Annotated in this window: 18 protein-coding genes and 2 pseudogenes; 8 read left to right on the top strand and 12 right to left on the bottom strand. The window is 28.9% G+C overall.

Translation table 11 applies throughout. From position 1 onward, the window contains the following. Positions 1-122 precede the first annotated feature (122 nt). On the bottom strand, positions 123-1,352 hold the full coding sequence (locus HCG70_RS14535) for an MFS transporter (RefSeq protein ID WP_042398557.1): 1,230 nt from the start codon (positions 1,350-1,352) through the stop codon (positions 123-125). Positions 1,353-1,586: 234 nt separating this feature from the next. On the opposite strand from HCG70_RS14535, the gene HCG70_RS14530 reads away from it, so the two are divergent. Then, the gene (locus HCG70_RS14530; RefSeq protein ID WP_042398555.1) at positions 1,587-2,486 is read left to right on the top strand and encodes a LysR family transcriptional regulator; all 900 of its coding nucleotides are present in this window, start codon (positions 1,587-1,589) and stop codon (positions 2,484-2,486) included. Positions 2,487-2,554: 68 nt separating this feature from the next. Continuing rightward, positions 2,555-3,595 carry a nucleoid-associated protein gene (locus HCG70_RS14525; RefSeq protein ID WP_042398551.1) on the top strand — a complete coding sequence of 347 codons (1,041 nt, stop codon included), beginning with the start codon at positions 2,555-2,557 and terminating at the stop codon, positions 3,593-3,595. A 26-nt stretch (positions 3,596-3,621) separates the two neighbouring features. Here the strand turns inward: HCG70_RS14525 and argF are convergent, their stop codons facing one another. From argF to HCG70_RS17510, 10 genes and pseudogenes are all read right to left on the bottom strand, one after another. Next, a complete protein-coding gene (argF, locus tag HCG70_RS14520) occupies positions 3,622-4,542 on the bottom strand; it encodes an ornithine carbamoyltransferase (protein WP_042398547.1) in 921 nt (306 codons plus the stop codon). Between the two features lie 112 nt (positions 4,543-4,654). Next, positions 4,655-5,791: an aspartate aminotransferase family protein gene (locus HCG70_RS14515; protein WP_042398603.1), complete on the bottom strand. Its 1,137-nt coding sequence runs from the start codon at positions 5,789-5,791 to the stop codon at positions 4,655-4,657. A gap of 49 nt (positions 5,792-5,840) precedes the next feature. Next, positions 5,841-6,695 (bottom strand): acetylglutamate kinase, encoded by an 855-nt coding sequence (gene argB / locus HCG70_RS14510; protein ID WP_042398544.1) that lies wholly within the window; start codon positions 6,693-6,695, stop codon positions 5,841-5,843. Between the two features lie 107 nt (positions 6,696-6,802). After that, the gene (argJ, locus tag HCG70_RS14505) at positions 6,803-8,032 is read right to left on the bottom strand and encodes a bifunctional ornithine acetyltransferase/N-acetylglutamate synthase (protein ID WP_042398542.1); all 1,230 of its coding nucleotides are present in this window, start codon (positions 8,030-8,032) and stop codon (positions 6,803-6,805) included. A gap of 19 nt (positions 8,033-8,051) precedes the next feature. Then, positions 8,052-9,086 carry an N-acetyl-gamma-glutamyl-phosphate reductase gene (gene argC / locus HCG70_RS14500; protein ID WP_221697908.1) on the bottom strand — a complete coding sequence of 345 codons (1,035 nt, stop codon included), beginning with the start codon at positions 9,084-9,086 and terminating at the stop codon, positions 8,052-8,054. After that, positions 9,074-10,474: an argininosuccinate lyase gene (gene argH, locus HCG70_RS14495; protein WP_221697907.1), complete on the bottom strand. Its 1,401-nt coding sequence runs from the start codon at positions 10,472-10,474 to the stop codon at positions 9,074-9,076. The genes argC and argH overlap by 13 nt, the downstream gene beginning before the upstream one ends. A 1-nt stretch (position 10,475) precedes the next feature. Next, positions 10,476-11,699, bottom strand: coding sequence for an argininosuccinate synthase (locus HCG70_RS14490; protein WP_042398534.1), 1,224 nt, complete (start codon positions 11,697-11,699; stop codon positions 10,476-10,478). Between the two features lie 341 nt (positions 11,700-12,040). Then, positions 12,041-12,421: a DUF4363 family protein gene (locus tag HCG70_RS14485; protein ID WP_042398531.1), complete on the bottom strand. Its 381-nt coding sequence runs from the start codon at positions 12,419-12,421 to the stop codon at positions 12,041-12,043. Further along, positions 12,418-12,645: pseudogene (locus tag HCG70_RS17845) on the bottom strand (YetF domain-containing protein); the annotation flags it as partial. The pseudogene HCG70_RS17845 and the gene HCG70_RS14485, both read right to left, overlap by 4 nt. Positions 12,646-12,879: 234 nt before the next feature. After that, a pseudogene (locus tag HCG70_RS17510) lies at positions 12,880-13,326 on the bottom strand (DUF421 domain-containing protein); the annotation flags it as partial. A 316-nt stretch (positions 13,327-13,642) separates the two neighbouring features. Between HCG70_RS17510 and HCG70_RS14475 the strand changes: the two are divergent. The 4 genes from HCG70_RS14475 (at position 13,643) to HCG70_RS14460 (ending at position 18,319) form a co-directional block, all read left to right on the top strand. Further along, entirely contained in the window at positions 13,643-15,139 is a 1,497-nt protein-coding gene (locus HCG70_RS14475; protein WP_221697906.1) for a nucleoside kinase, read from the top strand. A 165-nt stretch (positions 15,140-15,304) separates the two neighbouring features. Then, positions 15,305-15,982, top strand: coding sequence for an L-serine ammonia-lyase, iron-sulfur-dependent subunit beta (gene sdaAB / locus HCG70_RS14470; protein ID WP_042398521.1), 678 nt, complete (start codon positions 15,305-15,307; stop codon positions 15,980-15,982). Between the two features lies 1 nt (position 15,983). After that, a complete protein-coding gene (gene sdaAA, locus HCG70_RS14465; protein ID WP_042398517.1) occupies positions 15,984-16,862 on the top strand; it encodes an L-serine ammonia-lyase, iron-sulfur-dependent, subunit alpha in 879 nt (292 codons plus the stop codon). Positions 16,863-17,500: 638 nt separating this feature from the next. Then, positions 17,501-18,319 (top strand): hydroxyethylthiazole kinase, encoded by an 819-nt coding sequence (locus HCG70_RS14460; RefSeq protein ID WP_042398514.1) that lies wholly within the window; start codon positions 17,501-17,503, stop codon positions 18,317-18,319. A 42-nt stretch (positions 18,320-18,361) separates the two neighbouring features. On the opposite strand, the gene fba is transcribed toward HCG70_RS14460, so the two are convergent. After that, a complete protein-coding gene (fba, locus tag HCG70_RS14455) occupies positions 18,362-19,225 on the bottom strand; it encodes a class II fructose-1,6-bisphosphate aldolase (RefSeq protein ID WP_042398511.1) in 864 nt (287 codons plus the stop codon). A 253-nt stretch (positions 19,226-19,478) separates the two neighbouring features. On the opposite strand from fba, the gene HCG70_RS14450 reads away from it, so the two are divergent. Both HCG70_RS14450 and HCG70_RS14445 read left to right on the top strand, forming a co-directional pair. Then, positions 19,479-20,315, top strand: coding sequence for a PHP domain-containing protein (locus HCG70_RS14450; RefSeq protein WP_042398508.1), 837 nt, complete (start codon positions 19,479-19,481; stop codon positions 20,313-20,315). A 100-nt stretch (positions 20,316-20,415) separates the two neighbouring features. Further along, entirely contained in the window at positions 20,416-22,374 is a 1,959-nt protein-coding gene (locus HCG70_RS14445; RefSeq protein WP_195951398.1) for a HAMP domain-containing sensor histidine kinase, read from the top strand. The last annotated feature ends 93 nt before the right edge of the window (positions 22,375-22,467 follow it).

Genomic DNA, 22,467 nt, shown 5'->3' with positions numbered 1-22,467 from the left:
TGTATAAATTATATTTATTTTTAAAGTTTATAGTTTTAGTAATTCAAGTAGTAATAATAAGATAGGTATTTAGTTAATCAAAAAAGAGATTGTACATTTTTATACAATCTCTTTTAAATATATTAAGCAGCTTTATTAGCAGCTTCTAATTCATTTTTTTTAACTATATTATATCTTATGTTAACGATAAGTGCTAATACAACACCTAAAGCAGTTACTCCGATATCAAATAATATTACGTGACTTAAGTTTATATCTGCTAATATACCAGTGATACTTGGAACTACAGTAGAAGCTATACTTGAAGCTGTAAACACTATACCAGTAATTTTACCCTTGCTTGATGGGAATAATTCTGACATTGAAGTTAAAGCAAGTTGTAAAACTCCACCTGCAGCAGAGAATCCAATTACGAATGCTGCAACTACGCAAGTAATAGTGCTTGGGAACATCCAAAGTACTGTTAACATTATTAAAGATATTAATGGGTAAACAAATGTAAATCTAACTTGTTTGATCCATTTAGCAACTAATATTGAAGTAACAAATACAGATACTATTGAACCAGTACTGTAGATACTTATTAATTTTAATGAAACTGTTTGCTCAACACCAGCAACTTCTCTTGCGAATGATGGTAACCAGTTTGCGATTATTTGGAATGTTGCAGTAGCAGTAAATCCAATTAAGATTAAGCAGATACCTTCAATCCAGAAGTTAGCCTTAACAGTAGATTCAACTTTTTCTTCTGTAGTAGCTTCGCTTTTTTCAACAGCCTTAAATTCAGGGAATTTAAGTTTGAATATAAATAATCCGTTTATTAAGAATACTACGATACAGAAGATGAATGACCATCCAAAGTAAAGATTGTTAGCAATTAAGAAGCTTATTATCCATGGTAATACGAATTGACCAGCTGAGATAAATGCTTTTATTGCAACGTTAGCACTTCCTGATGCTTCAGGGAAACATTCAGTTAATGCAGGATAAGTACCAGCATCCATGAATGAGTTAGCCATACCAGCTAATAAAGCAAAGAAGAATGCCATTGTAACATTATTACTAATTAATATACCACCCATGAATAATACATAAGTTCCCATACCTAAAAGTACGAATGGTTTTCTACCATATTTATCTGATAATATACCAGAGACAAATAAAACAATTAATCTACCTAATCCAAGTGCTGAGATAACATAAGATACTCCAGCGTTATTAGTGTTAAATTGTTCCATTAAGAAATCAATATTTTGGGCTAATATTATACAACCCATACCATGTATAAAGTAGTTAATATACATAGATAATGCCGTAGGCAAATACTTGTTTTTTGTAAGTGTATTTTGCATTTTAATACTCCTTTTGATAAAAATTTAACGTTGTTATGTATAAGTTCCATATTTATTTTACAAGATAAATTTTAATATAATATTTTCAATTATTCTAATACATATTTTTTTGAATATTTATAGAAAATATCTATAGATATGATATAATAATTTAGAATTAAGTAAGAAAGCATAATTTTAAATAAGTTTGTATATTAACAAACAACAATATCAAAAATGGAAAGGAGTATATTTATGAATTTAAATCATTTAAGTTATTTTAGAGTACTAGCAAAGTTAGAGCATTATACTCAAGCAGCAGAAGAATTATCTATAACCCAACCAAGTTTAAGTCATGCTATGTCTGCACTCGAAAAAGATTTGGGGACTTATCTTTTTGAAAAACAAGGTAGAAACATTAAATTAACTAAGTATGGAAAAATTTATTATGAATATGTAGATAAAGCACTAAGTGAATTAGAAAGAGGAGAGAAAAAATTAAAGGAACTTACTAATGTATCTACAGGTACAATTGAATTAGGTTATATTTATACATTAGGACCTAATTTTGTACCAAAGTTAATAAAAAACTTTACTAATGCAGATGAAAATAAGAATATAAAATTTTTATTTGGTCAAGGAACAACCCAATCACTAATCAAAGATTTGAAAGAAGAAAAATATGATATGGTCTTTTGTTCATTAGTAGATGATGAACCGGATATTGAATTTATACCAATTGCAAACGAAGAGTTAGTTGTAATAGTATCAAATGAGCATCCTTTGGCAAAAAATGAATTTATAGATTTAAGTGAAGTAGGTAATTATCCTTTTATAGGATTTAGTGAAAAAAGTGGAATTAGATCATTAATATCGGATTTATTTAAAGAAGTTGATATTAATCCTAATATAATTTGTGAAGTTGAAGAAGATAATGCTGTTGCTGGATTAGTTGAAATAAATTATGGAATAGCAGTAGTTCCTAAAATATCATCATTAAAGTATTATAATGTAAAAGTATTACCTATAATAAATCCAAAGCATGAAAGGTTTATATATTTAGCAACATTAAAAAATAGATATTTAACACCATCTGTAAATTTATTTAAAAAGTATAGTATAGAATATGGTAAAAACAATTTTTTAAATAAATAAGATGAAGTTTAATGATATAATATTTTGAAAGAAAAAATTGATTGTAGTATATTTTTAGAGGTGATATTTTGGAATATATTAATGATATAAATATTCAGGAAGCAGTAATACATATTCTTGATAATAATTCATCAGAACCAGTATTAAATGAATATACATTAGAACTAACCGAAGATATTTATAAATTTTTACATAAGCATATTGAAAAGTGTTTAAAAGATGAAGAGTTAAAAACAGCAGTATTTAATTCTGAAAGAAACATAGTTAAAGAAATAGTACAGGATTATTTGAATGGTGTAGATTCAGATATTTTAGGATTATCTAAGGAGCTTGCAAGACAATTATTTTTGATAATGAAGGGGAATGTTAATATTCCATCATGTGATTTAATAATAGTTTCATTAGTTACAGATGTTGGACCTATGATAGGGATACTAAAGATGGATTACGTAAAGAATTTTACTCATTCAGTTGAATTTGTTAATGACAAGATAGGGATAGGAATAGTACCTCAAGCAGCTGGTCTTCCAGCAAGTAGTCAAAGAATTCAAAAAGCAGCATTTATTAAACCAATAAGAGAAGATAACGTATTTGATTTATATGTTATTGATAAGCAAAAGAAGTCTAATGATGATGATGAATATGGTGCAAATTATTTTATGAATAGTTTTTTAGGATGTAGCATTGTAGCAAATAAAAGAGATATGACAAAGACATTCTTAAAAGCTTCAGAAGCTTGGACTAGAAGTAATGTTAGTGAAAATGCTGAACAAGCAGAGAAAATAAGAACAACAATAAAAAGTAAGCTTAAAGAAGAGGATTCTATTAACATAGAAGAAGTTTCTAAAGAATTATTTAAAGATAATCCTACTCAAAAACAGGATTTTGAAATATTTATGAAGGGCAATGGATTAGAAAATGAAGTGTCTGTAGATAAGGCATGGGTAGAAAAGAAACTTAAGAGAGTAAGACTTAAGATTGATAAGGATATTGATTTATATATAAATGAAGAAGCTTACCATGATGATTCTAAGTTTGAAATTCAACGTAATGGTGATGGAAGTATCAATATGATAATTAAACATGTCATAAATTACATAGAAAAATAAAAGGCGGGACTTAATAGTCCTGCCTTTTATGATAATAATTTTACTAAAACTGCTTTTTGTGCATGAAGTCTGTTTTCAGCTTCTTCAAATATAACATCAGAATTAGCTTCAAGAACATCTTCAGTAATTTCTTCTTCTCTATGAGCAGGAAGGCAGTGAAGAACTATTGCATCAGCTTTAGCAAGTTTCATTAAATCACTATTTACTTGATAGCCTTTAAATGCAATTTGTCTTTTTTTAGCTTCATCTTCTTGTCCCATACTAGCCCAAACATCAGTAATTATAACATCAGCATCAACTACAGCATCTTCAGGATTTTCTGTCATTATAAAAGAAACATTGTTTTCTTTTGCTAACTCTAGACCCTTATCTGTATAATATTGTGGAGGTTTATATCCTATTGGATTTGCTATTGATAAGTGCATTCCAATGGTTAAGCAACCTACTATCAAAGAGTTACACATGTTATTTCCATCACCGATGTAAGCAACTTTTAAACCTTCTAATATAAGCTTTTTCTCCCTAATAGTCATTAAATCCGCCAATACTTGACATGGATGTTCTTCATCTGTTAATCCATTAATTATTGGAATAGAAGAACACTCAGCTAAAGTTTCAATTCCTTTCTGTGAAAAAGTTCTAATCATAATTCCATCTAAATATCTAGATAAAACTCTGGCTGTATCTTGAATAGGTTCCCCACGACCTATTTGAAGATCTTTTGAGCTTAAAAATAGAGGATGCCCACCAAGTTGATACATTCCAACTTCAAAAGACACTCTTGTACGAGTTGAAGCTTTTTCGAATATCATACCTAATGATTTACCTTTAAGTAAAGGATGGTCGATACCATGTTTTCTTTCATATTTTAATTGATCAGCAAGATTTAATATATCTAAAATTTCCTCTTTAGAAAGATTATCCATACGTAATAAGTCTTTATTCATAAAAAATGCCCCCTTTTTTATAGTTAAGAGTTAGTAGTTAAGAATTATGGTTAATAGTTAAGGAATAAATTCAAATTGGCTGAATTTGAAAAATATTATTAACTAAAAACTATTAACTCAAAACTGATACTAGCGTGTCTACTCCAGTTTTTACATCTTCCATAGTGATGTTTAGTGGTGGTAATAGTCTAATTACATTTTTACCGGCAGTTAATACAAGTAGTCCTTTTTCAAGTGCCTTATTTTGAATAATAGAAGAATCACCATAAATTTCGATACCAAGCATTAACCCTAAGCCTCTAACATCTTTAACAATTTTAATATTTTCATTTAAAATAGATTGTTTTATATATTCGCCTTTATATATAATTTCATTGTAGGAGTCTGTGTTGCAAAGCTGATTTAAAACAGATAATCCACCTGCGCAAACTACTGGATTACCACCAAAAGTAGAACCATGATCTCCAGGCACAAAGGTAGTTGAAAGATTTTCATTACATAAAACAGCACCTATAGGAAGTCCAGCTCCAAGTCCCTTTGCACAAGTAACTATATCTGGAGTAATATTAAAGCTATTATATCCAAATAAATTACCTGTTCTTGCAATACCGCATTGAACCTCATCGAATATAACTAATACATCATTATCCTTAGCTAATTTACAAGCTTCTAAAATAAAATCTTTATCTAAAGGATGAACTCCACCTTCTCCTTGAATAGCTTCCATCATTATTGCGCAGACATCTGAAGTAAGTTTTTCTTTTAAGTCAGATATTGAATTTGCAATTACATAGTCAAATCCTTCTGGAAAAGGGAAGAAGTAATTATGGAATTTATCTTGGCCAGTAGCAGTTAATGTAGCTAAAGTTCTTCCATGAAAGGATTGCTTTAGTGAAAGAATAGTACCTCTACCTTGTCCATATTTGTTAAAGCTATATTTTCTAGCAAGTTTAATAGCACATTCATTTGCTTCAGCACCAGAGTTAGCAAAGAAAGCCTTACTCATTCCAGAAAGTTCAGTAAGTTTTTTAGCTAAAGCAATTGTAGAACCATTTGAAAAAATATTAGATAGATGTTGGAAAGAATTTAATTGAGAAGTAATTGCTTCTTTCCAGAGGGCGTTATTATATCCTAAGGAATTAACACCAATTCCACTAGTAAAATCTATATATTTTTTATCATTAATGTCATATAAATATGAACCTTCACCATGTGATATTTCAATTGGAAGTGTTGCATAAGTATTCATCAAGTATTCTTTTTGTTGTTCAAGCAATGTCAATTTTACTTCCTCCTTTTTAATAAATTTCCGTTCCAATTCCTTTTTCGGATAAAAGTTCAAGTAGTAGGGAGTGCTCGATTCTTCCATCGATTATATGGGCTTTTTTAACTCCCATTCGAACAGATTCAACACAGCAGCTTATTTTAGGAATCATACCACCATTAATTACTTTATCTACAGTTAATTTAGGAATTTGATGTAATCTTAATGTTGAAATTAAAGTGGATGAATCACTAGGGTCAGTCATTACACCAGGAACATCGGTTAGTAAAATTAATTTTTCAGCTTTTAATGCAGATGCGATCTTAGAAGCACAAGTATCTGCATTAATGTTATAGCTATTATTATCATTTTCACCAATAGCGATAGAAGAAACTACAGGGATAAAGCCAGAGTTCATAGCTAAATATAAAAGTTCTGTATTTACAGAAGTTATTTCGCCAACATATCCCAAATCAACTCCGATTTTTAATTTTTTAGCTTTAATCAATGAACCATCAATTCCAGATAAACCAATAGCTTTTCCACCATCTTTTTCTATAAGTTTTACTAAATCCTTATTAACCTTTCCAGCTAAAACCATTTGAGCAACGTTTATTGTAGTTTCGTCAGTATATCTTAATCCATTTATAAATTTACTTTCGTGATTCATTTTAGTTAATGTATTACTAATATCAGGGCCTCCACCATGAACTATTATTGGATTAATACCAATACATTTCATTAAGATAATATCATTAATTACAGTTTGAGTAAGATTATCGTTAATCATAGCATTTCCGCCATACTTTATGACAATGGTTTTACCATAGTATTCTTGAATATAAGGTAATGCTTGAACTAATATATTTGCATGTTGAGTGTAATTCAATTACTTTCCCTCCTAGATATTCGTTTTTAGAAATTATCTAAATTTACTGTGTCATTCAGGAGTTAAATCATTAATAAAATTTAACTCTAAAACATAATAAAGTATTCTTAACTACGGTAATCCCCGTTTATTTTTACGTAATCATAAGTTAAATCACAGCCCCAAGTTGTTACTTCAGAAGAGCCTAAATTCATATTAACTAAAATTTTGACTTCATTTTGTAATAGAATTTCCTTTGCTTTTTTTTCATCAAAGTTTACTGGAGAACCAGCTTTACAAACTAATATTGTTCCAGTTTCACTAGCAAAAGAAACATCTACTTTTTCAGGATCGAAATCTATATTAGAGTATCCTAAAGCACAAAGAATTCTTCCCCAGTTAGCATCACTACCAAACATAGCTGCTTTAACAAGGCTTGACGTAACTACACTTTTAGAAAGAGTTTCTGCATCTTCTATTGATAATGCATTTTTTACAGTACATTCTATAAGTTTGGTGGCACCTTCACCATCCTTGGCTATTTTCTTTGATATATAAATATTTAAAGCTGTTAATGCTTCTAAAAATAAATTATAATCATCATTTTTTTCAGTTATAGTTTCATTATGGGCAAGACCATTTGCCATAATTAACACCATATCATTAGTGCTGGAATCACCATCAACACTTATTCTATTGTAAGAAACATTAACACTTTGTTTTAAGGCTTCTTTAAGTAGAGAAGGGGATATAGAAAGGTCTGTTGTTATAAAAGAAAGCATAGTAGCCATGTTTGGATGAATCATTCCAGATCCTTTAGCCATTGCAGCTATAGTAACTTTTTTACCATTAAGCTCAATTTCTACTCCTGCTTGCTTTTCAATAGTATCTGTAGTCATAATAGCCATAGATGCATTTTTAGCAGATTCAATATTAGATGATAAACTTCCAACTAGTTGAGGAATTCCATCTTTTATTGCATCTATATTCAAAGGAACACCGATTACACCAGTAGAAGCAACAAGAACATCATCATTTTTTATACTTAATTCTTTAGCACAAAGAGTAGCCATTTTTTTTGCTTTAGCTAAGCCATCATCACCATTACAAGTGTTGGCATTTCCACTATTAACTATTATTGCTTGAGCCTTTTTATTAACTAAGTGCTGCTTGGTTATAGTAAGAGGAGCACCCTTAACTTTATTTTTGGTATATACTCCACAAGAAGTAGCAACAACATCAGAGTATATTAAAGCTAAATCTTTTTTTAATAAACTTTTTTTTAATCCACAATGAATTCCTGAAGCTTTGAAACCAACAGGAGAAGTTACAGTTAAATTTTCATCTATATTAATCATAAAATTACACATCCTTTAATTAAAAGCTTGGAGCTATTAGTTTAAGTCCAGTATTTTGAGGTAAACCTAATATAATATTCATATTTTGAATAGCTTGTCCAGCAGCTCCTTTAACCATATTGTCGATAACACTAACTATAATTAACTTATCTTTTCTATAATTTTGATGAAGAGATATATGACAGTTGTTAGTATATTTTACATGTTTTATCTCGGCAGTGTTACCTAATGGTAATACATGTACAAATTCTTCATTTTCGTATTGTTTCGTATATATTTCATGGATCTTTTCTAAGGTAAGATTATCTTTAGTTTCGCAGTAAATTGTAGATAATATTCCGCGATTGATTGGTAATAGATGAGGTGTAAATGTTACTTCTACACATTCATTTGCTATATAGGACAATGTTTCTTCTATTTCAGGAGTATGTCTATGACTTCCAATTCCGTAAGCTGTAAAATTTTCATTTGCTTCTGCAAAATGCGTCTTTAGTGAAAGACCTCTTCCAGCTCCAGTAATTCCAGATTTTGAATCACAAATTATATTTGTAGTATTAATTAAATTATTTTTTAGTAGTGGCATAAGTCCAAGTGAAATACTTGTTGGATAACAACCTGGATTAGCAACTATATTATATTCTTTAATTTTAGAACCATTAAATTCTGGTAATCCATAAATGCTTTGAGGATGAAGAGATTTGCAAGCAAATTTCTTTCCATACCATTCTTCATAAGATTCTTCAGAATTTAATCTAAAATCAGCCCCTAAATCTATTACCTTCTTATTTTTGCTTATTGCTTCTGCTGCAATTTCTTCACTTAAACCATGAGGAAGAGCAGTAAATATTACATCACATTTATTGATAACTTCACTTTTATCTTCACATACCAAAGTTGTTTTATTAAAAAAGCTTCTGTATACAGAGCTTATCTCCTCATCTTTAAAAGTAGAAGAGGAGATAGCTGTAACTATAACATCATCATGATTAAGTAAAAGCCTTAATAATTCAACTCCAACATATCCTGTGGCCCCAATTATTCCTACTTTAAACATGATAAATTCTCCTTATTTGTTTTAATAAATTTTTCTAAAAATTCAATTTGCATTTTTACTGATGAAGAACTAGGGCCCCCAATGACACTTCTTTCTTCAACACAAGTTAATAAATCAATTGCTTTATATATATCTTCTTCAAAAATAGGAGAAAATTCTTTAAATTCTTTTAGAGTTAAATCATCTATAGCAATATCTTTATCAATGCAATAAAGGACTATTCTACCAACAACCTCATGAGCACTTCTAAATGCCATTCCTTTTTTAACAAGATAATCTGCAACATCAGTAGCATTAGTAAATCCACCAGAAGCTGATTTTTTCATATTATCCTTTTTTACTTTCATAGTTTTTATCATTCCATTAAACGTTTGAAGTGAAAGAAGAGCAGTATCTAAGCCATCAAATAAAGCTTCTTTATCTTCTTGCATATCTTTGTTATATGCAAGGGGGATTCCTTTCATTACAGTAAGTAATGTCATTAAATCACCATAAACCCTAGGACACTTACCTCTAACTAATTCTGCAACATCAGGATTTTTCTTTTGAGGCATTATACTGCTTCCAGTACTATAACCATCATCTAGCTCTATAAAATTAAATTCACCAGTGCACCAAAGTATAATTTCTTCAGAAAACCTTGATAGGTGCATCATTATTAATGAAAGTGCAGAAAGAGATTCAATTGCATAATCTCTATCAGAAACAGAGTCTAAACTGTTAAGAGTGATTTTAGAAAAGCCAAGCTGTGATGCTACAAACTCCCTGTCAATAGGGTATGTAGAGGTTGCTAAAGCTCCACTTCCAAGAGGCATTTCATCAAGTCTCTTATAGCAGTCAAAAAGTCTGCCTATATCTCTTTTAAACATTTCGCAATATGCCAATAAATGATGTGCAAATGTAATTGGCTGAGCTTTCTGCATATGAGTATAACCAGGCATTATTGTATTTATATTTTTTTTTGCCTTTTCTAACAGTGTAGTATGAAGATTTAATACTTCATCAATAATTGTTTTTAAATATTTCTTTAAATATAGTTTTGTATCCAAAGTAACTTGGTCATTTCTACTTCTACCAGTATGAAGCTTTTTACCTTCATCACCAATATAATAGGTTAAAATACTTTCAATAAAGCTATGAATATCTTCTGAATCATTATCTATTTGTATAGTTCCATTATCAATTCTAATTAATATTTCTTTTAAGCCTTCAATTATTTTTCCACTATCCTTAAGAGGAATAATTCCTTGCTTACCTAACATTTTAACGTGAGCAAGACTACCCTCGATATCTTCCTTATACATTCTTGAATCAATTGAAATAGAGGAGTTAAAGGTATTAACTAACTCATTAACTCCCTCTGTAAATCTTCCACCCCAAAGCTTCATTTTATTTATCCTTCTTCTTTAAAGAATCTTTCATCTTTGAATTTACAACTGTTGGTAAACCATAAAGATTTATAAATCCTTCAGAGTCTTTTTGATTGTATACGCCATCTTCACCGAAAGTAGCATATTCTTCGCTGTATAATGAATAAGGAGAGTTCATTCCGGCATTAACAATATTGCCTTTATATAGTTTAAGCTTAACATCACCAGTAACTGTTTCTTGAGTTTTAGAAACAAAAGCTGAAAGACTTTCTCTTAGTGGAGTAAACCATTCGCCATTGTAAACTAAATCTGCAAATTTTAATGCAATTGATTGTTTAAAGTGGTGAGTAGCTTTATCTAAGCAAAGTTCTTCTAAGTCAGCATGTGCTTTGTAAAGAATAGTTCCACCTGGAGTTTCGTAAACACCTCTTGATTTCATACCAACAAGCCTATTTTCTACCATATCCATAATACCTATAGCATTTTCTCCACCGATTTTATTTAATTCTTCTATTAATGAAACACCATCCATTTTTATACCATTAAGTGCAACGGGAATGCCCTTTTCAAAAGTTAAAGTAATATAAGTTGCTTTATCAGGTGCAGATTCTATGGTGTTACACATTTCTAAAATCTTATCATATTTAGGTTCATTTTCAGGAAATTCTAAATCTAAACCTTCATGGCTTAAATGCCACAGGTTTTTATCTTTACTATAATTAGTTTCGTAAGTAATTTTTATTGGAATTTCTCTATCTAAAGCATATTGAATCTCTTCTTCACGAGATTTTATATCCCAAATTCTCCAAGGTGCTATAATTGGCATTTCAGGGGCAAAGTTTTTAACTGCAAGTTCAAAACGAACTTGATCATTTCCTTTTCCTGTACAACCGTGACAAATTGCATCTGCACCTTCCTTTTCTGCAATTTCTACAAGTCTCTTTCCAATTAAAGGTCTAGCAAAAGAAGTTCCTAATAAATATTTTCCTTCATACACTGCCCCAGCTTGAAGTGTAGGGAAGATATAATCGTAAACAAATTCCTTTGTTAAATCTTCAATATATATTTTTGATGCCCCAGTTTTTAATGCTTTTTCTTCTAGTCCTTCTAGCTCATCTGCTTGTCCCACATTACCAACAACTGCTATAACTTCACAACCATAAGTTTCTTTAAGCCAAGATATTATTATTGATGTGTCAAGCCCTCCTGAATAAGCTAAAACAACTTTATTAAATTTTTTCATATATAAAAGCCCCCTTTAATTTAGTTAATAGTTATCATTTACTATAAACCAATCATTGTATTTAAATCCATTGAATGGGTATAAACTTGATGTTTATAATTATACACATCTATGTATAATTATGCAATGGTTATTTTTAAATTTGCATAAAAAATATATTTATGCATGAAAATAAGAAAGAATTATGCATAAATATAATAAGAATAATATGATTTATATGCCGAGAATATTCATGAATATTAATATATATGGATATTGCTTAAAGAGTTAATTTATATGATTTAAGATATTGCTAAGCGAAAAAATTAGAAGGTAAATAGAGAATACCTTCTAATTATTAGTTAAAATATGTTTTCTATATTTGGAACTTGTAATTTTTTCATATGTTCTGTGCTAGACTTTAAGAGGTGAAGAGAAGCTTCACTTTCACTAGGATCATCATTTTCAATATATACAGTTAATTTTAATGCTTCATTTAACATTACATCATAATCGACATGGTTTATATATATAGCAGCAAATTTACCTTTATCTTGGATTAAATCATATATATCCATTGCATTTTTAAAATTTTCTTCTTTTGATGATGATTTCATAGTAGTTTCCATTTCTTCACACATATCTATTACTTCTGAACAAAGGTTTTTAAAGCTAATATCTGTATAGGTTAAAAATCCTAATAATATTATAAAGAGAAAAATAGAAAATAATGAGTTTTTCATTTTTTAGCTCCTTTCTCTTTTTCATTTTTATCATAAAGTTGATAATAAAATTTTCCTTGAGTATCAATCATAGCTATTAATACATCTTTAATTGAATCTATATGACGTTTTTTTAATTCCTGCTCGATCCATACCTTATTTTTACCACTAGTTGTTAAAGCGTTTTTATTAACATGACCATCTAATACATAAATTATAGGTAAACTAGGTGGTTGAGTAGCACTACTGTTTCCAGAATTACTTGAACTTCCGGAAGATTGTGAACTACTAGTTCCGCTAGAATTAGTAGGATTACTTTTTTTATTGTTTTTAGAAGAACTTTCGCTTCCAGAAGTATTGCTATTAGAGTTTGGAGAATTACTAGAACTACTTTGGGCAGATGAACTATTTTGGCTTCCAGATGATAATGGCTGAGTATTAGTACTGCAAGAAGTATTACATCCACCTCCGCCAGAAGAACTGCTTTGAGAAGTTAAAAAAGATAGTTGACCATTATTTTCTAAAATAGCATATTGAATTTCGTTTAAATCAAAATAACCTGCTAATCGTAATTCTTCCATAAGCTCATCTAAATTAATTTGTTGTCTTTTTAAAGCTTGATAATTTATTTTACCTTTACAAACTAAAATGCAAGGTTCACCTTCTAGTATTTTTCTAGTAAACTGACTTTTTAACTGCAATTGAGTTAATATTGTTTTTATAAATAACAAAGTTAAAATTGGAATAATTCCAAGAATTAAAGGTAATCTAGTATCTTGCATAGGTAAAGCTGCAAGGTCTGATATCATTATTGTTATTACAAATTCATATGGCTGTAGTTCTCCAATTTGCCTTTTACCCATTAATCTCATTACAAGTATTACTAAAAAATATAAAAAAATTGTTCTAATTAGGACAATGAACATAGTAAAATCACCTCTAATTAAAGTATTTGTAAATAAAATGCTTTTATTCTTTAATAAAGTTAGAATTTAAAAATAAAAAGGAGTTTATATATAAAAATAATAGAATATTTTTTTTAGCAGTATATAATAAGAGTATATAGACTTTAATTAAAAAACTAATAGATGAAAACTTTACTTACTTCAGTAGTTGAGTAAGTTAAATTAACTAAATTAAAATTTAGAATCTCACTTAAGGATAAAGGTTCTAACTAAATTTTATAATATGGATTTTTAATTAAGTAATGATATTATAATGGTTTAGAAGGGTGGATTAGGTATGAAAAAAGACATTAATTTACAAGTAAGGGCTAATGAAGAAATAGAAAAAAAATATACTAAAACATTGCAATTTATATTTATAAAGGCAACTTTAGATTTATTCCCGAAATCTAAAATTACAATTGAACATAGTGTTGGCAGGGGGATTTTTGGAGAGATTTTTAAAGATGAACCTTTGAATGAGAAAGATGTAAAAGATATAAAAGATAAAATGCAAGAATTAATAGATAGAGATTTACCTATAAATAAGATAAAAGTTACTAAAGAGAAGGCAATAGATATTTTTAACTCTTATAATATGTATGATAAGGTTCTTTTACTTGAACAAGTAGATTTTAAAGAAGTTAAGTTATATGAGTTAGATGGAAGATATGATTATTTTTATGGTCCTATGACTGAAAGAACTAGTGATATAAAAGTTTTTGATTTAATGTATTATGATAATGGATTTATACTAAGAAGACCAAATGATTATGAAAAGTTTACTTTAGCAGAATTTGTTGAGCAAAGAAAAATGAGTAGTATATTTAGAGAGACTGAAAAATGGCTAGATATTTTAGGTGTTGGTAACGTTGGTGCATTAAATAAAAAAATTGATCAAGGTGAATTAGTAAATTTAATAATGATATCAGAAGCGCTTCATGAAAAGAAAATTGCAGAAATTGCAGATAAAATTTGTTCAAAAGAAGATATTAAATTAGTCTTAATAGCAGGGCCAAGTTCTTCAGGTAAAACAACTTTTGCAAATAGGCTAGGAATTCAATTAAGGGTAAATGGGGTAATTCCAGTTCCTATTTCTTTAGACGATTATTTTGTAAACAGAGATCAAACACCAATAGATGAAAATGGTGAATATGATTTTGAAACAATAGAGTCAGTAGATACAGAGTTATTTAATAAGCATTTAAACTTACTTTTACAAGGTGAAGAAGTTGAAATACCAGAGTTTAACTTTATAAAAGGTGAAAGAGAATGGGTAGGTAAAAAGATGAAACTTCCTAAAAATGGAGTTATTATAGTGGAAGGAATTCATGCTTTAAATCCAACATTAACGTCACATATTGATGAAAAATATAAGTTTAAAATTTATATTTCTGCTCTAACTCAATTAAATTTAGATAATCATAATAGGATTACAACAACAGATGTAAGAAGAGTAAGAAGAATAGTTAGAGATCAATTATCTAGAGGTCATGGAGCAGAAGATACGTTGAAGATGTGGCATAAGATTAAAAGAGGAGAGCAAAAGAATATTTTTGTTTACCAAGAAGAAGCAGATGTAATGTTTAATTCAACTTTAGTATATGAGTTGTGTGTTTTAAAGAAATATGCACTTCAAGAGCTTGAAAAAATTAAAGAAGATAGTATTGTTTATGAAGAGGCCAAAAGATTAAAAGAATTTTTAGGATTCTTTAGAGAGGTTGATAAAGATATAGTACCACCAAATTCTATATTAAGAGAATTTATTGGAGGAAGCATTTTTTACAAATACTAAGAATAGTTAATAGTTAATAGTTAATAGTTAATAGTTAGGGAATAAATTCAACGGAGTTGAATTTAGAAAAATATAAGAAACTCCTTTAGGAGTTTAGCCCTAAACTCTTAACTATTAACTCAAAACTAACAACTAGTAAAACTACATAATAAATGGAGGTAACATATGAAGAGCGTAGGAGTTTTTGATATATTAGGGCCTGTAATGGTTGGTCCATCTTCTTCTCATACAGCAGGAGCAGCAAGATTAGGGAAAGTAGCTAGAGCAGTTGCTGGAGGAGATATTGAAGAAGTAACATTTTATTTACATGGTTCATTTGCTAAGACATATAAAGGGCATGGGACTGATAGAGCATTAGTAGCTGGAATTTTAGGAATGGAACCAAGTGATTTAAGACTTAGGGATTCGTTAGATATAGCTAAAGAAATGGGACTTAAAATACATTTTAAAGAAGCTGATTTAGGAGATGTACATCCAAATACAGTTGAGTTTGTTATTAAAGGAAAAGAAGGAACTTATGAATTAATTGGATCTTCAATTGGTGGAGGAAGTATAGAAGTTACATCTGTTAATAGAAATACAGTTAATTTTACTGGAGCTTATCCAACAATAATTGTTTCTAATAAAGATGTTCCAGGAGTAGTATCTAAGGTAACATCAATTCTTTATGATAATGATATAAATATTGCTTTTATGAAAGTTTTTAGAAATCAAAAAGGTAAGGATGCAACTATGGTATTTGAAGTTGATCATGAAGTTACATCTGAAATTATAGGAAATCTTAAGGCAATAGAAGGAATAAATAAAGTAATAATGATTAATCCAATTAAGGACGGTGAATAATATGCTAGCAAGATCAGGAGAAGAATTATTAAAGATTTGTGAAGAAGAAAATATATCATTAAGCGAATATGCTATAAGAATAGAAATGAGAGATAAAGAGCTATCTAGAGAAGAAGTATATGAAAAGATGGCTAAAAACCTTAAAGTTATGAAAGAAGGAGCTACAGAAGGAAGAGAAAAGAAAGTTAATTCCTTAAGTGGTCTTATTGGCGGAGATGGATATAGAGTTCAAAAATATTTAGAAAAAGGAAATACGTTAACTGGAGATGTTACAGTAAAAGCAATGGCAATGGCGTTATCTTCATCTGAAGTAAATGCAGCAATGGGAAGAATAGTAGCATGTCCAACGGCTGGCTCATGCGGAATTTTACCAGCAGTAATTTTATCAGCAGGAGAAAAGCTTGCTAAAACTGATGAAGAGCTTATAGATGCTTTATTTGCATCAGCAGCTGTAGGAATGATAATTGGAATGAATGCTACACTTTCTGGTGCAGAAGGTGGATGTCAAGCTGAATGTGGTTCAGCAGCAGCTATGGGAGCAGCAGCTGTAGTAGAAATGATGGGTGGAACACCTAAAATGAGCTTAGATGCAGCGGCTATAGTTATTAAGAATATTTTAGGATTAGTTTGTGATCCAGTTGCAGGTTTAGTTGAAATTCCTTGTGCAAAGAGAAATGCAGCAGGTGCAATAAGTGCACTTTGTACAGCTGATATGGTTATGGCTGGAGTAGAAAGTAAAATCCCATTTGATGATACAGTTTCAGCTATGTACAAGGTAGGAAAAAGTCTTCCATCATCTCTAAGAGAAACAGCAATGGGGGGAGTTGCAATAACAAAAGCAGGACTTGAACTTCGTAAAAAGGTATTCGGCGAAGAATAGAGCTATTGTGTGGTAGTTTAGTTATCCTGTGTAATAACGAAAAAAAGAAATATTATCTTTCTGGGAATTAGTGAAATCTAGCTTTAAATTTATATAATTTACTCCTAAAAATTTGCTGAAGATTAAAAACTTGCCTATAGGCTCAAACAGTATAATCTTTTTTACGCAAATTTTTATCCGTAAATTATTAAATTCTACGGCTCAATTTCAATATTCTCTTTAATATAATATTTCTTTTTTATGTATAAATATAGAAAACTAAATAATATCAATAACTAACTTGCCACTACTTCTACCAAAAACATTAACTAATCCAAATTAAATTGGGGTTAAGGAAGTACATCTAGTAATAAAGAAAAAAATGAAGGGATTATTGTAAGGAATATTATAATTGAGTTTTAGAATTTAATTATTCTCGTAAGAAAATTACCGTTAAAAAGCTGAGGGAGTAAAACGACATTCGAAGCTTTAGGTAATTTTCTGGAGAGAATAATATAAATTCTTAACGAAAATTATATTAATTCCTGGAGATAATCCCTTTATTTTTTCCAGCTACTATGATGCACAAAGTAGATTTTGTCGAATAAGATGTTATTAGGCAAAACTGCACTATTGGATAATAAAGTGAGGAAAAATTTATGAGGCTTAGTGGGGAGTCTATTAATTATGTTTTAGACTTGCAAAAGAAAAAACTGCCTCGAGTATATTGTTGCTCTAGTATTGAGAGATTAAAAGATTTAAGTAGAGGAATTATATACTACAATGGAAAAGTAAAATCTAAATTGGATGAAAGTAATGATGATAGTAGTCTAGTAAATACATTACTAATTTTTTTAGATGAAATAAAAGATGAAAATATTATGGATATAGAAAAACAATTAATATCCATGAATAAAAAAGAGGTAGTATTATTAGAAGCCAAAGGAATAGATTCAATAATTCACAAAAGAAATTTAGCATTTAGTTTAATTAATAGGTACAATATTAATGTAATAAAGGGAACTAAGGAAGAAATAAATACACTAATAGCACTTCAAAATAAAGAAGAAAATATTAACTTTAATTATAGAGGATTTGCCAAAAGAAATAATTGTGTTTTAATTATTGAAGGTGAAAAATATTATATAACTGATGGATACAATGAATTTTATATAAAGAATAAAAATAAATATTTTACAGATGAAGAATTTATAGATAATGTTTATACAGGTATGATAGCTAGTAGCATTGGAATATGTAATAATAAAAGTGAAATTGTACAAGCTATATTAATTTCAACTTTATCTTTTTATATAGCACAAAAAAATTCTATAGGTATGATTAAGAAACAGCTTGATAATAGTAACTATGAAAATAATATTAAATTAATAAATGAATATCTATTAGAAGAAATATCAAAAATAGATGCTAAAAAAATTAAGGAATATGGCGATATAGAATATTATTTTAAAAGATAAAATAAAAAGAGCACAAAAGTGCTCTTTTTATATTAAAAGGAATTAAGCTTTGTTTATTGATCCGAATAATTCCATTTTTTCTTTAACTGTAGCTTTGATAGCTTCGAATCCAGGATTTAATAATTTTCTTGGGTCAAATCCTTTTCCTTCTAAGTCTTTTCCAGCTTCGATGTAAGCTCTTGTAGCTTCTTGGAATGCTAATTGACATTCAGTGTTAACGTTGATCTTAGAAACTCCTAAAGATATAGCTTTCTTGATCATATCTTCTGGGATTCCAGTTCCACCGTGTAATACTAATGGCATGTTTCCACAAGCTGTATTGATTTCTTCTAAAGCGTCGAAAGCAAGTCCTTGCCAGTTTGCTGGGTATTTTCCGTGAATGTTTCCGATACCAGCAGCTAACATAGTAACTCCTAAATCAGCAATTGATTTACATTCTTGAGCATCAGCAACTTCACCTTTACCAACAACTCCGTCTTCTTCTCCACCGATTGATCCAACTTCTGCTTCTAAAGATAATCCTCTTTCAGCAGTAACTTTAACTAATTCAGTAGTCTTTTCGATGTTTTCAGCTATTGGGTAGTGAGATCCATCAAACATAACTGATGAGAATCCAGCTTCCATAGCTTTGTAGCATCCTTCGTAGCTACCGTGGTCTAAGTGTAGAGCAACTGGTACAGTGATGTTTAACTCTTCTAACATACCGTTAACCATTCCAACGATAGTTTTGTATCCACACATATATTTTCCAGCACCTTCAGATACTCCTAAGATTACTGGTGAGTTGTTTTCTTGAGCAGTTAATAGAACAGCTTTTGTCCATTCTAAGTTGTTGATGTTGAATTGACCAACAGCATATTTTCCTTCTCTTGCTTTGTTTAACATTTCTTTAGCTGAAACTAACATGGCAATACCTCCGTATATTTCAATTTTTTATAAGAGAAATAAAAAAATATTCAGTGTTATAAAATTAACAAATATGTATATCAATTTATTCTCCATTGGTTATTATACCCCAAATTTATAAGAATGAAAACAAAAAAATGCTATAATATGCAGAAGGAAATGAAAATAATAGTAAAAAATAGATGTGAAAAGTTTTAAGAATTGATGTAAAATAGTAAAAGAAAAAATTAATTTACATTAAGGAGAAGAGAAAATGTTAGTTGACTTACATATACATACATATTATTCAGATGGAACTATGTCTCCTAAAGAAGTCGTAGAAGAAGCTAAAAAGAAAAATTTAGGTATTATAGCAATAACAGATCATGATGTATTAGATTCTTATGAAGAATTAAAAAAAGAAGCTGAAAAAGCAGGAATCATTGCTATAAGAGGAGTAGAAATAGATTCAATATTTGAGGGACATTTAGTTCATTTATTAGCATATAAATTTGAGGATAATGAAAATTTCTTTAAATTAGTTGATAAGGCAAAGGAACAATTATTAGAAACAAGTGTAGAACTTATAAGAAGAATGGAAAAAGATTATGAAAATATATCATTAGATGATTATAATTCTTATGAATATGAAAGAAGAAAAGGTGGTTGGAAGGGAATACACTATCTTCATGATAGAAAGGTGACAGAAGGATTATTTGACGGAATGAGGCTTTATGGAAAATATGAATGTGGACATGAAAAATTTGCATTTCCAAGTGTTGAGGAAGTTTGTAATATAACTCATGAGGCTGGAGGATATGTGGTTTTAGCTCATCCTTGCAATTATTATAGCAATAAAAGCAAAGAAGAAATATTAGAAAAGTTAGAAATATTAAAAGGATTAGGAATTGATGGAGTAGAGTGCTATTATCCAGCAAATTCAGAATTAATGACAGAAACCTGTGTTGAGTTTTGTGAAAACAATGATTTATTAATAACAGCTGGTTCAGATGGTCATGGGGATTTTGGTGCCGTAAGTAAGGGAATAGAGTATTATATTGGAGCTATAAATAAGGATAGTGAAGAGTTAAAAATAGATAAATTATTATAAAATTCAAAAGTTATGGAATTGATGATTCCATAACTTTTTTCATATTTTTAAGAAAAAATACACAGTATATAAACAAATAGATTAAATTGGAGTAAAAGCTATGTATAAAAAGATAATATTAATTTTTTTAATTTTAAGTACTGTTATTTTTATATTTATAAATCCTATTTTATGTTATGCAAATGATAATAATAAAAAGATTCTTATAATTGGATCATATTCACCGAAAAATAAATGGGAGGTTTCTATAACTAAAGGGTTTGGGGATGCTGGAAAAGATAGATATACAGTTAAGGCTGAATTTTTAGATAGTGAAAGCTTTGAAGAAGAAGGATATGAAGAAAGTTTTATAAATTTTTTGAATGTAAAGTATAAAGACAGTAATATTGATTACATAGTTACATTGGATGATGAAGCTTTTCAATTAATTAGAAGTAAATTGTTTGATAATCAGTCATTTATTTATGAAAAGAATATCATTTTTGCGGGAGTAAATAATTATGTAACTCTTTCTAATGAGGAAAGTAAGTATATAAAAGGAATATTAGAAATTCAAGATAATTTAGAAATGATAAATACTATTTTAACGGCAGGTAACAAAGTAAATGATATTTATTTACTTTTAGATGAAAGTATATTTTGTAAAACAGTAAAAGAAAATTTTGAAAATTTAAAGGATGTTGCAGTAGTACCTTTTAATTATCATATTATCCAGGGGGCATATTTGGATGATATAAAGAAACAAATTGAAGGTATCAGTCCAGAAAATGCAGCAATATTTTTATGTGGAACATACAAAAAAGATGTAGGCGATGGAGTCGTATCATCAAAAAGTTTAATTGATGAGTTGCAAGAAATAACTTCAATGCCTATTTACACTAAGCTTGAAGAGTATATTTACGATGGGGCTATAGGAGGGATTGTTAATGATGGTTATAAGTTAGGAGAGGTGCTGTGTTCACTTATAGACAATCTTATAATTGGTAGTAATATATTTTCTGCAATTCCAGCACATGATACATTTAGTATACCTATTTTTAATTATAAAGCTATGAGTAAGTATGATATAAATCCATTAAAATTGCCTAAAAATACAGTATATATTAATAAGAAACCTTATGATTTGCTATTGCCAAAAAAGTGGATTGCTGTGGTATGGTTTGTTGGATTTATTATTATTTTAGGTGTATGCTCATTAATTTATATTTCAATCGTAAATAAAAAAGTAGCAAGAAAAAACAAAATGTTGCTACTTGAATCTATGGAAAGAGAAAAAATAAAAACAGACTTTATAGTTACAATATCACATGAATTAAGAACTCCTCTTAATATTATTATAAATGCAACTAATTTATTGATGATTAAGTTAAAGGAAGATAATATTGATGTTAAGTATTTTCAAGAACGATTAACATATATAATGAAAAATTCAAATAGATTACGAAGATATATAAATAATTTAATTGATGTAAGTAAATTAGAAATGGGATATATGGACGTGAAATTAAAAAATCAAAATATAGTTAATATAGTTGAAGAGGTAACATTAGCTATAGTAGATTTGGCTAAAAAATTTGATATAGATGTAATCTTTGATACTGAGGAAGAGGAAATAATAACAGCTATTGATACTTTAAAAATAGAACGAGTAATATTAAATCTTTTATCTAATTCTATTAAGTTTAGCAAGAATGGCAGACGTATATTTGTAAATATGAAGAAAAAAGAAGAAAGTGTAATTATAGAAATATCTGATGAAGGAATGGGAATGAGTGAAGAGTTTAAGACACATTTGTTTGAAAAGTTTAAAAGAGGAGATGTAAATGAGGGGTTAAAAAGACAAAATGAAGGCAGTGGTTTAGGATTATTTATAGTAAAAGGATTAATAGAGTTACATAATGGAACTATTGATATAATAAGTAAATTAAATGAGGGAACAAAAATAATTATTACACTTCCAATAAGGCTTGTTAATGAGAAAGAAAATGATGAATTTATTGTAGATTCGTCATTAGAATATTTATTTGAAATGGAATTTTCAGATATAGATAAAAAATAAAAGACTGTGCTTAAGTGAGGGCACTGAAAAAGTGCCTTTCGGAATAAAAGACCTAAAAAATTTTTTTAAGACAATTTTTTAGGTCTTTTATGT

This window comes from Clostridium sp. K04 (genome assembly GCF_019734375.1).
GTDB classification, from domain to species: domain Bacteria; phylum Bacillota; class Clostridia; order Clostridiales; family Clostridiaceae; genus Clostridium; species Clostridium saudiense.
Note: the sequence above shows the minus strand (reverse complement) of the source record. Positions and strands in the feature narration are given on the sequence as shown.

Bases quoted from the DNA above. Each gene is read 5' to 3' on its own strand.
- HCG70_RS14445 (WP_195951398.1), top strand. From the start codon at position 20,416: ATGTATAAAAAGATAATATTAATTTTTTTAATTTTAAGTACTGTTATT.
- argJ (WP_042398542.1), bottom strand. From the start codon at position 8,032: ATGATTAATATAGATGAAAATTTAACTGTAACTTCTCCTGTTGGTTTC.
- HCG70_RS14535 (WP_042398557.1), bottom strand. From the start codon at position 1,352: ATGCAAAATACACTTACAAAAAACAAGTATTTGCCTACGGCATTATCT.
- argF (WP_042398547.1), bottom strand. From the start codon at position 4,542: ATGAATAAAGACTTATTACGTATGGATAATCTTTCTAAAGAGGAAATT.
- sdaAA (WP_042398517.1), top strand. From the start codon at position 15,984: ATGCTAGCAAGATCAGGAGAAGAATTATTAAAGATTTGTGAAGAAGAA.
- HCG70_RS14515 (WP_042398603.1), bottom strand. From the start codon at position 5,791: ATGAATACTTATGCAACACTTCCAATTGAAATATCACATGGTGAAGGT.
- HCG70_RS14475 (WP_221697906.1), top strand. From the start codon at position 13,643: ATGAAAAAAGACATTAATTTACAAGTAAGGGCTAATGAAGAAATAGAA.
- fba (WP_042398511.1), bottom strand. From the start codon at position 19,225: ATGTTAGTTTCAGCTAAAGAAATGTTAAACAAAGCAAGAGAAGGAAAA.
- HCG70_RS14485 (WP_042398531.1), bottom strand. From the start codon at position 12,421: ATGAAAAACTCATTATTTTCTATTTTTCTCTTTATAATATTATTAGGA.
- HCG70_RS14530 (WP_042398555.1), top strand. From the start codon at position 1,587: ATGAATTTAAATCATTTAAGTTATTTTAGAGTACTAGCAAAGTTAGAG.
- HCG70_RS14450 (WP_042398508.1), top strand. From the start codon at position 19,479: ATGTTAGTTGACTTACATATACATACATATTATTCAGATGGAACTATG.
- HCG70_RS14490 (WP_042398534.1), bottom strand. From the start codon at position 11,699: ATGAAAAAATTTAATAAAGTTGTTTTAGCTTATTCAGGAGGGCTTGAC.
- HCG70_RS14460 (WP_042398514.1), top strand. From the start codon at position 17,501: ATGAGGCTTAGTGGGGAGTCTATTAATTATGTTTTAGACTTGCAAAAG.
- argC (WP_221697908.1), bottom strand. From the start codon at position 9,086: ATGTTTAAAGTAGGAATAATTGGGGCCACAGGATATGTTGGAGTTGAA.
- sdaAB (WP_042398521.1), top strand. From the start codon at position 15,305: ATGAAGAGCGTAGGAGTTTTTGATATATTAGGGCCTGTAATGGTTGGT.
- argH (WP_221697907.1), bottom strand. From the start codon at position 10,474: ATGAAGCTTTGGGGTGGAAGATTTACAGAGGGAGTTAATGAGTTAGTT.